General features: G+C 40.5%; 15 protein-coding genes. 13 read left to right on the top strand and 2 right to left on the bottom strand.

Translation table 11 applies throughout. The features are described 5' to 3' along the window. Positions 1–103: 103 nt before the first annotated feature. From hemA to rlmM, 12 genes are all read left to right on the top strand, one after another. Positions 104–1,360 (top strand): glutamyl-tRNA reductase, encoded by a 1,257-nt coding sequence (gene hemA, locus L1D46_RS16680; protein ID WP_239977905.1) that lies wholly within the window; start codon positions 104–106, stop codon positions 1,358–1,360. Positions 1,361–1,367: 7 nt separating this feature from the next. Further along, positions 1,368–2,453 (top strand): peptide chain release factor 1, encoded by a 1,086-nt coding sequence (prfA, locus tag L1D46_RS16675; protein ID WP_054551648.1) that lies wholly within the window; start codon positions 1,368–1,370, stop codon positions 2,451–2,453. A 2-nt stretch (positions 2,454–2,455) separates the two neighbouring features. Then, a complete protein-coding gene (prmC, locus tag L1D46_RS16670; protein WP_239977904.1) occupies positions 2,456–3,298 on the top strand; it encodes a peptide chain release factor N(5)-glutamine methyltransferase in 843 nt (280 codons plus the stop codon). 45 nt (positions 3,299–3,343) lie between these two features. Further along, positions 3,344–4,882: a response regulator gene (locus tag L1D46_RS16665; RefSeq protein ID WP_239977903.1), complete on the top strand. Its 1,539-nt coding sequence runs from the start codon at positions 3,344–3,346 to the stop codon at positions 4,880–4,882. A 21-nt stretch (positions 4,883–4,903) separates the two neighbouring features. Then, positions 4,904–5,278, top strand: a complete 375-nt coding sequence (locus L1D46_RS16660) for a SirB2 family protein (protein ID WP_130051183.1) — start codon at positions 4,904–4,906, stop codon at positions 5,276–5,278. Between the two features lie 131 nt (positions 5,279–5,409). After that, positions 5,410–6,237, top strand: a complete 828-nt coding sequence (locus L1D46_RS16655; protein WP_130051184.1) for a tetratricopeptide repeat protein — start codon at positions 5,410–5,412, stop codon at positions 6,235–6,237. A gap of 16 nt (positions 6,238–6,253) precedes the next feature. Next, complete coding sequence (locus L1D46_RS16650) at positions 6,254–7,507, top strand: DUF819 family protein (protein ID WP_130051185.1); 1,254 nt, start codon at positions 6,254–6,256, stop codon at positions 7,505–7,507. A gap of 9 nt (positions 7,508–7,516) precedes the next feature. Next, entirely contained in the window at positions 7,517–8,371 is an 855-nt protein-coding gene (gene kdsA, locus L1D46_RS16645) for a 3-deoxy-8-phosphooctulonate synthase (protein WP_130051186.1), read from the top strand. A 100-nt stretch (positions 8,372–8,471) separates the two neighbouring features. Next, the gene (locus L1D46_RS16640; protein WP_063706073.1) at positions 8,472–9,368 is read left to right on the top strand and encodes a transcriptional regulator GcvA; all 897 of its coding nucleotides are present in this window, start codon (positions 8,472–8,474) and stop codon (positions 9,366–9,368) included. A 1-nt stretch (position 9,369) separates the two neighbouring features. After that, entirely contained in the window at positions 9,370–10,014 is a 645-nt protein-coding gene (locus tag L1D46_RS16635) for an alpha/beta family hydrolase (protein WP_130051187.1), read from the top strand. After that, a complete protein-coding gene (locus tag L1D46_RS16630) occupies positions 10,011–10,379 on the top strand; it encodes a DUF423 domain-containing protein (protein ID WP_167659218.1) in 369 nt (122 codons plus the stop codon). The genes L1D46_RS16635 and L1D46_RS16630 overlap by 4 nt, the downstream gene beginning before the upstream one ends. 9 nt (positions 10,380–10,388) lie before the next feature. Continuing rightward, a complete protein-coding gene (gene rlmM, locus L1D46_RS16625) occupies positions 10,389–11,474 on the top strand; it encodes a 23S rRNA (cytidine(2498)-2'-O)-methyltransferase RlmM (protein ID WP_239977902.1) in 1,086 nt (361 codons plus the stop codon). A gap of 71 nt (positions 11,475–11,545) precedes the next feature. Here the strand turns inward: rlmM and cysZ are convergent, their stop codons facing one another. Next, positions 11,546–12,274, bottom strand: a complete 729-nt coding sequence (gene cysZ / locus L1D46_RS16620; protein WP_130051189.1) for a sulfate transporter CysZ — start codon at positions 12,272–12,274, stop codon at positions 11,546–11,548. Between the two features lie 264 nt (positions 12,275–12,538). Here cysZ and L1D46_RS16615 point away from each other — a divergent pair, with 264 nt between their 5' ends. Then, entirely contained in the window at positions 12,539–13,516 is a 978-nt protein-coding gene (locus tag L1D46_RS16615; RefSeq protein ID WP_239977901.1) for a transposase, read from the top strand. Between the two features lie 242 nt (positions 13,517–13,758). Here the strand turns inward: L1D46_RS16615 and L1D46_RS16610 are convergent, their stop codons facing one another. Beyond that, a complete protein-coding gene (locus L1D46_RS16610) occupies positions 13,759–15,117 on the bottom strand; it encodes a M14 family zinc carboxypeptidase (protein WP_239977900.1) in 1,359 nt (452 codons plus the stop codon). Positions 15,118–15,224: the final 107 nt, after the last annotated feature.

The raw sequence follows: 15,224 nt of genomic DNA, 5'->3' as shown, positions 1-15,224 counted from the left end.
ATCAAATATTGTTTAATCAAATGTCGTTCCTTACTTTCCATATTCCGCTGATTTTTGGTAAAATTAACGCCTTTACAGCTGGGCTTAGCAATATTTGGTACATATGACCATCGTAGCACTTGGTATAAATCACAAAACCGCATCCGTAGAATTACGTGAAAAAGTCGCTTTTTCGCCAGAGCAAATGTCTGAGGCGTTGCAGCAATTAAGTGGTCACTCGCATTTTAATGAGGCGGTTATTGTTTCGACCTGCAACCGAACTGAAATCTATTGTAGCCTTGCTGAGCGTAATTCCCAAACCCTGTTGCACTGGTTAGCCAGTTTCCATGGGTTGGATGAACAGGAACTGAGCAATAATGTTTATTATCATGAAGATCATGAAGCAATTAACCATTTAATGCGGGTTTCATGTGGTCTAGATTCGTTAGTACTCGGTGAGCCGCAAATTTTAGGGCAAATAAAGCAAGCTTACCATAATGCGAAAACCCATGATGCGATAGGTGTAACCTTCGACCGTTTATTTCAAAAAACATTTTCAGTTGCAAAACAAGTTCGTACCGAAACTGATATTGGTGCCAGTGCGGTATCTGTTGCTTATGCAGCTGTTAATCTTGCTAAGCACATTTATGGCAAATTAGATAAAACCAATGTATTGCTTATTGGGGCAGGTGAGACGATAGAGCTGGTTGCTAAACACTTATACCAAAATGATCCGCAAAAAATAACAGTTGCTAACCGTACTATTGAACGAGCTAAAACGTTAGCAGATGATGTTGATGCGGATGTCATTGCATTAGCTCAGTTACCTGAGCGTTTACATGATGCAGATATTGTAATTAGTTCAACCGCCAGTACTTTGCCCATCATTGGTAAAGGGGTAGTAGAACAAGCGCTGAAAAAGCGCCGTCACAAACCAATGTTATTTATTGATATTGCAGTACCACGTGATATCGAGAGCCAAGTAGGCGAATTAGATGCGGCCTATTTGTATTCAGTTGATGACTTACAAGCCATAGTAAGCGAGAATATCGCCGCCCGTGAGCAGGCTGCTGAGCAAGCACAAGCTATTATTCGCTCACGTACCGATGAATTTGCTATGTGGTTGCGTTCACTCGATTCGGTGGATTTAATTCGCCATTATCGCAACGATGTACAAGATATAAAGTCAGAACTAGTCGAAAAAGCCTTAGGCCAGCTGCAAGCAGGTAAAGAAGCTGAAAAAGTTATACTCGAGTTGGCAAACAAACTGACCAACCGCTTGATGCACGCACCTACCCGTGCCATTCAAGATGCTGCTAAAAAAGGTGAAGCAGCGGAGTTAAGCCAATTAAAGAAAATGTTAGGTATTGATCAGGAATAGTCGTTAAATGAAAGAGTCTGTTTATAGAAAATTAGAAACCTTAGTTGAGCGTTATGAGGAAGTGCAAGCGCTACTAAGCGACCCCTCTGTGATCAGCGACCAAAATCGCTTTCGTGCCTTATCTAAAGAATACTCAGAATTAGAAGAAATCGTAAAAGCATTTTTAGCTTACCAACAAGCACAAGATGATGTTGCTACTGCTGAAGAAATGTTAAAAGACTCTGATCCTGATATGCGTGAAATGGCGCAAGAAGAATATAAAGAAGCAAAAGCACAAATAATTGCTTTAGAAGACGAAATCCAAATTCTAATGTTACCTAAGGACCCTAAAGACAATAATAACGTCTACCTAGAGGTTCGTGCCGGTACCGGTGGTGATGAAGCTGCTATCTTCGCAGGTGACTTATTCCGTATGTACAGTCGCTACGCTGAAACTAAAAAGTGGAAGGTGGAAGTCGTTAGTACTAATGAAGGTGAGCACGGCGGTTATAAAGAAGTGATTGCACATATCTCAGGTGAAGGTGTTTATGGTCAGCTTAAGTTCGAATCAGGTGCGCACCGTGTACAACGTGTACCAGAGACAGAATCGCAAGGCCGTGTTCATACATCTGCGTGTACTGTAGCAGTCATGGCTGAAATCCCTGAAGCGGAAGCAATTGAGATTAATCCTGCGGATATTAAAGTAGATACTTTCCGTGCATCGGGTGCCGGTGGTCAGCACGTAAATAAAACTGACTCAGCAATCCGTATTACGCATATTCCAACGGGCGTAGTTGTAGAGTGTCAGGATGAACGTTCACAGCATAAAAACCGTGCTAAAGCGATGTCAGTACTTGGTGCGCGCTTACAACAAGCTGAAGATGAAAAGCGTCAAGCGGCTGAAGCATCAGAGCGTCGTAACCTAGTAGGTAGTGGTGACCGTTCTGAGCGTATTCGTACTTATAATTACCCGCAGGGTCGTATCACAGATCACCGTATTAATTTAACGCTTTACCGTTTAAATGAAGTAGTTGCAGGTGATTTGGGCAGTGTTATTGAACCTCTAATGCAAGAACACCAAGCTGATTTACTTGCTGCGATGGGCGATGAATAATCGTGCCGCAAAGCATTGAACAAGCAATTGTTGCTGCAACGGCGTTATTAACGCCTAGCAGCGACAGTGCTAAGCTAGACGCACAAGTCCTCTTATTATCCATTCTTGATAAACCACGCAGTTACTTATTTACCTGGCCAGAAAAACAACTTACCGAACAGCAACAACTTGATTTTCAACAAGCATGTCAGCGCCGTTTAAATGGTGAACCCGTTGCTCACATTGTTGGCTTTCGTGAATTTTGGAGCCTTCCTTTGAAGGTTAACCCAACGACTTTGATCCCAAGACCCGATACCGAAACTTTAGTTGAGTATGCTTTAGGTCTTGAATTACCTGCTGATGCCAAGGTGCTTGATTTAGGCACGGGAACAGGGGCAATTGCCTTAGCATTAGCCAGTGAAATGCCAAATTGGCAGGTGACAGGGGTTGATAGAGTTGCTGATGCAGTTGAGCTTGCCCAAGAGAACAAACAACGACTTAGTATTAACAACGCCACTTTTACGTTGAGCAATTGGTTTAGTGCAGTAAGTACAGAAAAGTTTGACCTAATTGTCAGCAATCCTCCGTATATTGAACATGATGATGAGCACTTAAGCCAAGGTGATGTTCGCTTTGAACCGCTCTCTGCATTAGTTGCAGATGATGACGGTATGGCTGATATTAAACAAATTATTACTAGCGCGCGTGACTATTTAACGACAAATGGCTATCTTTTAATTGAACATGGCTACAAACAAAGTGTGAAGGTACAAGAATTTTTTGCACAAATGTCGTATAGCCATATACTTACAATTAAAGATCTTGGCGGTAATGACCGTGTAACCTTAGCACAATGGCCTAAATAATCATGAAGAGCACTGTGCGTACATAGCCTTTGAGGGTCCCATAGAATGGATGATTTTTTGTTTTCGGATGAAGCACTTGATGAAGTTAATGAGGTGGTTCAGGGTAGTTGGAAAGTCATCATCGTCGATGATGAGCCAGAAGTACATGCCGTAACAAAGCTTGCGTTGAGTGACTTTGAATTTCAAGATAAACGCTTAGAGTTTATTAGTGCCTATTCGGGTGAAGAAGCCAAAGAGGTAATTGAGCAGCATCCAGATGCTGCCATCGTATTACTTGATGTGGTAATGGAAACTGACGACGCAGGCCTTAAAGTTGCTAAGTTTATTCGCGAAACTGCAAAAAATAATCACATTCGTATCATTCTTCGTACCGGTCAGCCAGGTCAAGCACCTGAGCGACAAGTGATAGTTAACTACGATATCAATGACTACAAGTCAAAAACTGAGCTAACTGCACAGAAACTTTTTACCGTGGTTATGTCGAGTTTACGTTCTTACCGTGACATTTTATCGATTGAGCAATCTCGTCAAGGCCTTGAAAAAATTATTAAAGCATCACGTGATATTTTCTCAACTCATTCACTTGAGAGCTTTATTGAAGGGGTGATGCAACAACTCACCTCATTACTCGGTACTGTTGATCAAGCAATGTATGCAACAAGCTTAGTTGCCAGTAACCCGCAGGATAATCAAAAGAAGTTAGTGGTATTTTCGGGGCGTGGTGAGTTTGAACGTAGTGAAGGTAAGGCTATCGAAGAAGTCCTAGATAATGAGCAGTTGCAAGCCTGCCAGCAAGCATTGAACGAAAAAACCATCGTCTACCGTGAAAATTATTTATTTGCTTATTGTTGTAGTGAATGTAATCACAACTCGATGTTATTTATTTCCGGTATCCCTAAGCATTTAACAGACACTCAGCGTCATCTGATTGAAATTTTTTCACAAAATGTGCAGTTGGCGTATGAAAATGTACAGTTACAATCTGAAATTGAAGCAACACAGCAAGAGTTAGTATTTAGGCTTAGTGAAGCGTTAGAGCAACGCTCAACGGAAACCGGTAACCATGTAAAACGTGTTTCGCACATTTGCTATGAATTGGCCTTGGGCTATGGTTTACCCAAACGCGAAGCTGAACTTATTCGCTTAGCAGCGCCCCTACATGATGTAGGTAAAGTGGGTATTCCTGATGCAATTTTAAATAAGCCAGGGCCGCTCACCGACGAAGAATGGGCTATCATGCAGCAGCATGCTGAAAAAGGTCATTTAATTTTAAAAGATTCAAATCGTGACATTGTTAATACAGGAGCCATTATTGCTTTATCACATCATGAGCGTTGGGATGGTTCAGGCTATCCGAAAGGTTTAAAAGGTGAGGAAATTCCAATTGCAGGTCGCATTGTAGCATTAGCTGATGTGTTTGATGCGCTACGTCATAAACGCTGTTATAAAGAGCCGTGGTCACTTGAAGATGTAATCAAGGAAATTAACTCGCAACAGGGCAAACAATTTGATCCGAAGTTAATTGAAGTGTTTAATCAGCGGGTTAAAGAAATAGAAGACGTACTTGTACGTTATCCAGATTAATTAAAACAAAATTAGGGGCATATGGATTATTTAGCAGTAAAACATACTCACATGCTGTTTGCCGTGTTGAGTATTATCTTATTTTACGTTCGTTCGTTTTCACGCTTAAAATCGGGCACTTTGGCAAAAAATAAAGTGGTATTTATTGGTAGTCATAGTATCGACACTTTACTGCTAGTTTCTGCAGTGGTATTGATTGTGATGGCAGGATTTAACCCTTTAGAGCAGTCTTGGTTATTAGAAAAGATAATCTTAGTTATTGCATACATTGTGTTAGGTGTTGTTGCTGCTAAGCAAAATGCAAAAAGTGCGAAGCTCGTATTACTTGTAATCACCACACTCATCTTATTGGCAATTGGCTATTTAGCCTCTGCTAAAACAGCACTTCTTCTTTAAGAATCTCTAAGCGGTATTTGATGGCCTAGGTTGTCATACCGCTTTTCTATATCTCATCGCTCAGTATTGGTAACTTAGGGGAAAAGTAGGTAAACTAGCTGTTCGTTTTTGTAAGAGATGTAGCAGTATAAATGACCACCCCTTGGTTTGAAGATCAAAATGAATCCTATCAAGAAGAGGCCTTTGACGCATTTTCTTCGAAAGTGCTTTATCGTTGTATCGATGCTGAATTGAAGTGGGATCATCAAGCTGATTTAACAGCCTGTTATGACACCCTCAATGAGCTTGAAGACACGGTAACAGCTCTTTGCGCTGAATTAAAAGAGCCACATGAGCGTCTCGATAAGTTACTTGATACCTTTTATCAACAATGGCTATTTAGCTCATCAAGCTTAAAAGTGCCTGAGTATACGTTAAATAGTTTTAGCTACACCATTACCATGCGCAGTGGTACACAAACCACGCTGGCAGTTTTACTTTGTCATTTATTGCAACATGCTGAATTGGACGCGACTGTTACTCTTAGTCAAGGAGACGTGCACGTTCATGTTGGTATGAGTGATGAAGAAGGTTATTTAATTGAGCCCAGCACGGGACAGCAGAGCTGGTATATAACACCAGAGAATGCGTGTGAAGAAAATGGTGATGAACAAGAACCTCTTGAGCTGATTTTTGATGAAGAGCTATATAAATTATATTTAGCTCAGCAAAAATGGTCTTTTATTAGCGAAAGTAAATTTGGTCATGCTTTGCATTGTGTTGAAATGTTGATGGAATTACTTGGTGATGACCCTTATGAGCGTCGTGACCGTGGTTATTTACTTAATCAGCTAGATTGCCCAAAAATGGCCCGCGATGATTTGCAGTACTTTATTAACGAGTGCCCAGATGATCCTGCTATCGAAGTTATTCAGCATCAAATTGCTGAAATAGAAGACAACAATAATACACACCACTAATTTTAAAGGAACATTTATGACTGACGCCCACAGTGCGCTAATTACCAATGACGCAGTCGTACTTGGTTTGCTTGCCGTTATTTTGGGGTTTATTTTTAAAACCTCTCACAGTAATAATGCTGCGTGCCAAAAATTTTATAAATACGTACCGGCATTATTACTTTGCTACTTTTTACCATCATTACTGAATACCTTTGGTATTGTTGATGGTCACTCTTCAAATGTTTATTTTGTTGCATCACGTTATTTACTGCCAGCCTGCTTAATATTGCTGACCATTAGTATTGATTTAAAAGCCATTATTAACCTTGGTCCTAAAGCATTAATAATGTTTTTAACGGGTACCATGGGTATCGTTATTGGTGGACCACTCGCTATCTTAGTAATGAGTGCGGTTTACCCTGAAGCTGTCGGAGGCCATGGCCCTGATGCTGTATGGCGCGGTATGACGACCATTGCTGGTAGCTGGATTGGTGGTGGTGCAAACCAAGCATCAATGAAAGAAATGTTTGAAGTGGGCGGTGATATTTTCTCTGCAATGGTAACTGTTGATGTCATCGTGGCGAACTTATGGATGGCGGTGTTGTTATTAATGGCAGCTAATCATAAGGCGATTGATGCCAAAACAGGGGCAGATACTCGTGCAATTGAAGATTTAAAAGAGCGCGTTGAAAAGTATCATGCTGAGCATGCGCGTATGCCAACCTTAAATGATTACATGACGATTATTGCTATTGCCTTTGGTATTACTGGCCTTGCTCATTTTTGTGCAGACTTTTTAGGTCCGTTTTTTGGGGCTAATTTCCCTTGGGCGCAAGAGTATAGTTTAAATAGTAAATTCTTTTGGTTGATTGTTATTTCTACCACCATAGGTATTAGTTTATCATTTACTAAAGTTCGCCATATTGAAGCCTTTGGTGCTTCAAAAGTAGCATCAAGCTTTTTATACATTCTTGTTGCTTCAATTGGTTTACATATGAATATTACCGCGATTTTTGACTCGCCAATGTATTTTGTACTGGGCGCGATTTGGATGATTACTCATGCAAGCTTAATGTTAATCGTCGCGAAACTAATTAAAGCACCACTGTTTTATATGGCAGTAGGCTCTCAAGCGAATGTAGGCGGCGCAGCATCTGCACCTGTTGTTGCATCAGCATTCCACCCGTCTCTCGCGCCAGTAGGTGTTTTACTTGCTGTTTTGGGTTACGGTGTAGGTACTTACATGGCTTATATTTGTGGATTAATGCTTCAAGCTGTTGCACCTTAAGGAATAGAAATGAACAACCAGTTAATTAAAATTAACGACATTGAATTAGCCAACAACAAGCCATTTGTGCTGTTTGGTGGTATGAATGTACTTGAATCACGTGATTTAGCGATGCGTATTGCTGAGCATTACGTAGAAGTAACATCAAAGCTAAACATTCCATATGTGTTTAAAGCATCTTTTGATAAAGCAAACCGCTCTTCAATTAATTCATACCGTGGCCCAGGTATGGAAGAAGGTTTAAAAATATTTGAAGAAATTAAATCTACTTTCAATGTGCCTTTAATCACTGATGTACATGAGCCACATCAAGCCGCACCTGTGGCTGAAGTTGTTGATGTTATTCAATTACCTGCTTTTCTTGCTCGACAAACTGATTTAGTCGTTGCTATGGCAAAAACTGGCGCCATTATCAACGTGAAAAAACCACAGTTTTTAGCGCCACATGAAATGCGCCATATCATTAAAAAGTTTAATGAAGCGGGCAACAACAACGTTGCGCTGTGTGAACGTGGCACAAGTTTTGGTTATAACAACCTAGTGGTTGATATGCTAGGTATGGATGACATGAAGCCTATGGCGCCGGTTATCTTTGATGCAACACACGCATTACAGCGTCCTGGTGGTCGTGCTGACTCTGCGGATGGTCGCCGTGCACAAGCTGCAGAGCTTGCGCGTAGTGGTATGGCATTAGGTATTGCAGGTCTGTTCATTGAAGCTCACCCTAATCCTAATGAAGCAAAATGTGATGGTCCTTGTGCACTTGCACTAAGTAAACTAGAAGGTTATTTATCGCAAATGAAAGCGGTTGATGACTTGGTTAAGAGCTTTGCACCACTAGATACTAGCGCTAGTGACTTGTAATCTTGCTATTTAAGTATGAAAAAGGCGACCATGGTCGCCTTTTTTTATTTGTATCGCTATAATCGACGCATAAGAAAAACTAATTCTAAGCTTGGTGATTATGTCTCGTCGTTTACCTCCCTTAAATGCGCTAAAAGCATTCGAAGCTGCGGCTCGTCATTTGAGCTTTACTAAAGCGGCAGAAGAGCTGTATGTAACGCAAGCAGCGGTGAGTCACCAAATTAAAACCCTAGAAGAGCATTTAGGTTTAAAACTGTTTTTGCGTAAAAATCGCTCTTTATTGCTGACCGAAGAAGGGCAAGGTTACTTTTTAGATATTAAAGAGATTTTTACCCAGCTGATTGATGCTACAGAAAAGTTGCTTGCACGAGGTGCGAAAGGTTCACTGACAGTGAGCTTAACGCCAAGTTTTGCGATTCAATGGTTAGTGCCCAGACTTAGTTTATTTAATGAATTACACCCTGAGATTGATGTGCGAATTAAAGCGCAAGATCAGGATGAGAATTCACTTTCTGACGATGTCGATATTGCCATTTATTATGGCCGAGGTCACTGGAGTGGGGTGCAAACTTATAAGCTGCACACTGAATATCTGGTGCCTTTATGTAGCCCATTATTATTAACAGGCCCTAAGCCACTCAATCAACCAAGTGATTTGGCGAATCATACGTTATTGCATGATACGACCCGTAAAAATTGGAAAACTTGGATGAAAACGGCCGGTGTGCGTAATGTGCAAGTTAACCAAGGGCCAATTTTTAGTCACTCATCGATGGTATTACAAGCTGCGGTGCATGGTCAGGGTGTTGCTATTGGTAATAGCGTATTAGCTAAACCTGATATTGATGCAGGTCGACTTGTCATACCGTTTAATCACTCATTAGAAAGTAAAAATGCTTACTATTTAGTGATCCGTGAATCGCAAACAGAGCTTGGTAAAATAGTGTCTTTCAAAGACTGGATGCTGAGCTTAGTAGAGCAAGAACAAGAGTATTAACATGTTACAGTGGTTTAAAAGTGCAACGGGCAATGCCCGTGCACAGTTTATATTTGCACACGGCGCAGGGGCGGGCAGCGACTCTGAGTTTATGCAAACAATGGCTAAACTTATTAGTCAGTTCAATATTGATGTGGCGTTGTTTGATTTTCAATATATGCAAATTGCAAAAGAGACAGGCAAGCGAAGACCGCCAGAGCGTGCTCCTAAGTTGCTTGCATACTTTGCAGAGGTGCTGAGAGAGAGACAGCCAGAGCTGCCTTTATTTATCGGTGGTAAATCAATGGGGGGGCGTATGGCTTCTATGCTTTGTACCGAGCAGAGCCTAGCTAAAATAGCCGGAGTTGTGGCTTTTGGTTATCCGTTTCACCCACCAGGAAAACCTGAAAAACTTCGTATAGAGCATTTTGCAGACATACCATGTCCTTTTTTAGTTCTGCAAGGTGAGCGCGATACATTTGGAAATCAGCAAGAGCTCGCTGATCTTAAAATGATTAATCCGCCAGAAATCAAATTTCTCAAAGATGGTGATCATTCACTAAAACCACGTAAAAAAAGTGGAATTACTGAAGAAGAGAATCTACAGCAAGCTGCTGATTATGCAGCAAAGTTTATTATTAATTTAGTGGCAGGAGATGAGCAATGATCAAACTATATTTAATGGTTGGCAGCTTATTCTGCATGTTTTCGGTGATGCTTGGTGCATTTGCCGCTCATGGTTTAAAAAACCGTGTCTCGGAATACGCAATTGGGATTTTTAAAACAGCTGCTGAGTATCAAATGGTGCATGGCCTTGCACTTATAGCTATTGCTATCTTAATTAAGTGGGGCATGAACCTAAGTTGGGCTGGTGGATTTTTTATAGCAGGTACGTTTCTATTTAGTGGTAGTTTGTATTTACTCGCATTAACGGGCATGAAATGGCTTGGGCCTATCACCCCTATTGGCGGCGTTTGTTTTATTATTGGTTGGGCTATTTTGTTAGTTCAAGCCGCACGATATAAGTTTTAAGGGTTATCTATGTCGAGTGTAATTATTTATTGTCGCAGTGGTTTTGAAAATGATGCCGCTGCTGAAATTACCTTTCAAGCTGCTGAACAAGGCTTTGCAGGTTACGTTAAAACAAAACCAAATACAGGTATTGTTGTTTATGAATGTTTTGATGCAAGTCACGGCGATGAAATCATAAAAAAAGTCGACTTCAAAAATATGGTATTTGCGCGTCAATGGTTTACTGGCACTCTAGTGGATAATATGCCACTTGAAGACCGTGTTAGTGCCATTGTTGATGCTGCCGCTGACTTTCCTGAATGTGGTGACTTACGCGTAGAAACGCCCGATACTAACGAAGGTAAAGAGCTGTCTAAGTTCTGCAAAAAGATTTCGACGCCACTGAAAAAGTTGCTTGAAAAGCGCTCGAAGGTAACTCGCGAGCTTGCAGAGAAGAAACCAGTAATGCATGTGTTATTTTTAGCAAATGACAGTGCTTATGTCGGCTATTCGTATACATTTAACAACTCGCCTTTCTTTATGGGTATTCCGCGCTTACGTATGCCTAATGATGCGCCGAGCCGCTCTACCTTAAAACTCGATGAAGCCTTTAACGTGTTTATTCCCCCCCATGAAGCCGAAGAACGTATGCAACCTGGCATGCGAGGCGTTGATTTAGGCGCTTGCCCAGGTGGTTGGACTTATCAGCTGGTGCGCCGTGGAATGTTTGTAAGCGCAATCGATAATGGCCCAATGAATGATGATTTGATGGAAACAGGGCAGGTTAAGCACTTCAGAGTAGATGGTTTTAAATATCGCCCTGAAAAGCGCAATATTCAGTGGTTAGTGTGTGACATGGTAGAGAAGCCGACAAAAGTGACTAATCTTATGATTGATTGGGCAGTTAATGCCTACGCTAAAGAGCTAATCTTTAATCTCAAGTTGCCTATGAAAAAACGTTTTGACAGCGTTTACGAATGTTTGAAAATGATCAAAGAAGAGCTTGATAAATATGGAGTGAGCTACGAGCTGCAAGCCAAGCATTTGTATCACGATCGTGAAGAGGTCACAGTACATTTGAATGTAACTAAGGTTCCACAAAGCCTTTACAGTTAGCATCAATTTGAAAATAAAAAGGCCAATAGCTAAAACTATTGGCCTTTTCATTAGACGATTAAACATCTAATTTAAGTTCGATATTTACTTCGGTAATTATCGACCCATAAACGTGTGCCTCCACATACTGCAACAGGCATGACAATTAAGTTAACAATTGGGATTGCAGTTAAAATCATTACAGCTAAACCAAAACCATAGGACAAGGTTTGCTTTTGCTTTAAGTCACCTTTCATTTCGTTAAAGCTAATTTTATGGTTATCGAAAGCGTAGTCTTCATATTGAACGGCATACATCCAACAGGTGAAAAGCACCCATAAAACTTGCCCAATCACAGGTAAAATCCACAATAAAATAAAAAAGCCAATAGCGCGTGGTAGGTAATAGCAAAGTTTTGTCCACTCTCGTCCTAGCATGCGCGGCACATCTTTCATTGTATCGAAAAGGCTATCGTCATTAATTTTTTGCCCAGTTAAGTAAAGCTCAACTTTTTCACTGAGCAGGCCGTTAAATGGGGCTGCTATAAAATTCGTAATAACCGTGAAGAGCATGCTGTAACTAAATAAAATCACCAGCACGGCAATCGGCCACATTAGCCATTCGAGCCAGCTAAGCCATTCTGGTAATAACGAGTTCATGTAAGCAAAGCCATCAGTGAGCCAACCGTACAAAAAGAACAGCGAACTACCAAAAAGCAGGATATTGATTGTTAAAGGAATAAGTACAAAACGTTTCAACCCCTTTTGGCTAATTAACTTAAAGCCAGAAAAGAAGTATTCCATACCTTGAGTGAACTGCACGAGAAAACCTCATCTTTTTTCTTGTTGTTTGCAGTATATGGTTTTAACGATATTTGAACAGCTTTTTTCCGTAACAAAGTGTTTAACTCTTTACATGGACAGTCACTTTAAGCCTAGCTCTCAGCTGTAATCCAAAGGCAGAAATTTAAATAGACAGTCATTACACTTAGTCATTACACTTAACTGTTCTTGCAGCACAAGAGTTTTTGTCTACACTTTAGTTACAGCTAATGCGTTTCAAATTATCAGTTCAAGGAGTGGACGATGGCTTTAGCAAGGAAGCGGCAAATCTGTTTGTCGAATACTAAATACTATCACTGTGTATCCCGATGCGTTAGACGCGCCTACCTTTGCGGAGAAGATACTCTCACAGGTAAATCATATGAACATCGCCGAGGGTGGGTTGAAGATCGTCTGCTTGTTCTTGCGAAGGTATTTTGTATTGATGTGTGTGCTTATGCAGTGATGAGTAATCATACTCATATTGTGCTTTATGTAGATGATAAAAAAGCAAATAGGTTAACCGATAAGGCCGTTCTTCTACGCTGGAATAAGCTCAGTAAAATGACGCCTTTAGGTCAAAACTTCCTCCGTGGTGAGCAATTGAGTGACGTTCAACAGGCCTTTTTAAATAAAGAGGTTGCAGAGTATAGGACTCGCCTTTCTAGCATTAGTTGGTTCATGCGAATGCTTAATGAATATATTGCCAGACGTGCAAATAAAGAAGACGAATGTACCGGGCATTTTTGGGAAGGGCGCTTCAAGGGCCAAGCACTACTTGATGAATCTGCTCTTTTAGCGTGCATGGCCTATGTTGATTTAAACCCTGTTCGTGCAGAGGTTGCGAGGACCCCAGAGCAATCTGACTATACAAGTTTCAAAAAGCGGTGTCAGGGAGCGAAGAATTCAAAACAACCTAAGCTACTAGCTCGTTTTGTTGGTGGTATGAACAAGAATAAATCAAAGGGAATACCTTTTGAGTTAAAGTCATACCTGTTACTTGTAGAGCAGACAGGGCGTTGTATTAGCACGGATAAACGCGGATATATAGATCATCATTTACCTCCTATCCTTGAGAGGCTTAATCTCGAGCCAGCAAATTGGCTWACATTAACAACACAGTTTGAACATTTATTTCACGGTGCTGTAGGACGAATACAAGCTATTGAAAACTACTGTAGTAAAACTGCTCGAAAGCGGCGAAGTAATATAACAAGTTGTAAGTTATTACTTGCTAGCTAATCTTAAATTTCTCTCAACTTTTATTTTTTGCAAAAGATTGCAGCTAACTCGTACTTTCAATTCTCAGAAAGCTAAATCTTTTATCTTGGTTTTTACTAGTGGATTAAGCTAATAGGGTAGGTTGCCTACAAAACGAGTATTTTAGGTTAAAAAATCTAAAGTATTTGAAGATTTAGTAGGCACTTTTAAGAGTGCCTGTCTTTCAAAGCGTGTTTTTAATTATGGGTGACTGTCTTTTGTTATTAACTTTCTAGATTAATTAACTCAGTCCCCAAAATAGCATACTTATTTATGCTGTCGGCTTGTAAGAAAAAAGCAGCAGGGGCGTGAAGAGATGGTATTGATGTAAATATACTTTTGCACGCGTAAACTGGCCATTTTGAGGTGTTTTTTAATTTGTTCATATCACCCGAAAAACAGCTATAGCCTTGTTTTAAAATATTTTTATAGCTACTTTCTGTAAGCGTTAACGATTTATTTAAAACAAAGCTGTTACCTGCCTTAAAGCTTAGGCTGCTTGCATCTAAACTCGTATAACCTTGGCGGATACTACTTATATCACCTAGCTCTTTGATTACAGGTGACTGTCCTTTATTGTTAATTGCAATATCTATCTGGTAATCACCTAGCTCACTATTTACGATTATGTCGTCTATTAGTAAGTCGACCCAATTGTCTTTAGCGTTAAATGGAATAGCGTGATATTGCGATATCCTCGCGTCTTTCCACTCCCCCGAAGTTAACGAATCAATCGTCTTTTTGTATAAAACACGGTTAACCTTGCGTGCTATTTGTCGGTTTGGATCATTAGGGTACGCTCCTGATTCAATTAATATTGTTCTAATACCCTTTTCCGAAAAAGTATCCCCAAAGCTACGGTATGAGTAACTGTCGTTGTACTTTCCTAAGTGGCCTGGGATTATTGTTTCAACCGTTTTAGCTAAGTGGGCTATAAACTGCATAGCCTCGCCGCGACTTTTATTTACTTCTCTCGCTTCGTTATAGGCTGGCGCTAGCACTGAAATGGTGGCTTGTTTACCTTTTTTTCCTGCTCCGTAATATGCGTTCTGATCATGTAAATTAAAGCCAAAGTCAGGTTTAAACTGATTTGCGGCAGCCATTAGTATTTGCCCTTCTTTTGTGCGAAGAGCTTTAGCATCGCGATTTAAATCAATTCCTTGAGCATTATAACGGGTTTGTACGGCCGCGCCGTCAGGGTTCACCATAGGGATTATGAGAAGGGATATTTTCTGTCGCCAGCTTTTTAGCCATTGTGCGTTTTCATCAGCTGTTATGAAGCTTAAAAAGTCCATAAGTGCGGCAGTTGCTGTGTTTTCGTCGCCGTGCATTTGGCTCCACATCATCACTTTGATTGGGCCTGTGCCAATTTTAAGAGAATTGAGTGTCTGTCCTTGAAATGAGGTACCAATTTGTTCTAGTTTGACGCTAGGATGCTTTGCTACGGTTTTTAAGTGTGGCTCGATATCGGTGTAATAAATCGCGGGTTTATTTAAGCCATTCACTACGGTGTCTTCAATCGTATTTGCGAGTGCGCTGTTACTTAATGCTAAAATGGCAGCAGCGAGTGCATATTGACGCATAACTATCTCTTTTATTCTTTATTTTTGGTTTTGTTAGAATATTATATTTTAATGGGTTTGGCTAATCCTTGCTCAGTATTTAATCTTCAGTTAGTACTGACTTAGTA

The sequence above is a fragment of the Pseudoalteromonas sp. Isolate3 genome (assembly GCF_022398505.1).
Taxonomy (GTDB): Bacteria; Pseudomonadota; Gammaproteobacteria; order Enterobacterales; family Alteromonadaceae; genus Pseudoalteromonas; species Pseudoalteromonas apostichopi.
Note: the sequence above shows the minus strand (reverse complement) of the source record. Positions and strands in the feature narration are given on the sequence as shown.

Bases quoted from the DNA above. Each gene is read 5' to 3' on its own strand.
- hemA (WP_239977905.1), top strand. From the start codon at position 104: ATGACCATCGTAGCACTTGGTATAAATCACAAAACCGCATCCGTAGAA.
- L1D46_RS16630 (WP_167659218.1), top strand. From the start codon at position 10,011: ATGATCAAACTATATTTAATGGTTGGCAGCTTATTCTGCATGTTTTCG.
- L1D46_RS16635 (WP_130051187.1), top strand. From the start codon at position 9,370: ATGTTACAGTGGTTTAAAAGTGCAACGGGCAATGCCCGTGCACAGTTT.
- kdsA (WP_130051186.1), top strand. From the start codon at position 7,517: ATGAACAACCAGTTAATTAAAATTAACGACATTGAATTAGCCAACAAC.
- L1D46_RS16655 (WP_130051184.1), top strand. From the start codon at position 5,410: ATGACCACCCCTTGGTTTGAAGATCAAAATGAATCCTATCAAGAAGAG.
- L1D46_RS16650 (WP_130051185.1), top strand. From the start codon at position 6,254: ATGACTGACGCCCACAGTGCGCTAATTACCAATGACGCAGTCGTACTT.
- rlmM (WP_239977902.1), top strand. From the start codon at position 10,389: ATGTCGAGTGTAATTATTTATTGTCGCAGTGGTTTTGAAAATGATGCC.
- L1D46_RS16665 (WP_239977903.1), top strand. From the start codon at position 3,344: ATGGATGATTTTTTGTTTTCGGATGAAGCACTTGATGAAGTTAATGAG.
- L1D46_RS16640 (WP_063706073.1), top strand. From the start codon at position 8,472: ATGTCTCGTCGTTTACCTCCCTTAAATGCGCTAAAAGCATTCGAAGCT.
- L1D46_RS16660 (WP_130051183.1), top strand. From the start codon at position 4,904: ATGGATTATTTAGCAGTAAAACATACTCACATGCTGTTTGCCGTGTTG.
- prfA (WP_054551648.1), top strand. From the start codon at position 1,368: ATGAAAGAGTCTGTTTATAGAAAATTAGAAACCTTAGTTGAGCGTTAT.
- L1D46_RS16610 (WP_239977900.1), bottom strand. From the start codon at position 15,117: ATGCGTCAATATGCACTCGCTGCTGCCATTTTAGCATTAAGTAACAGC.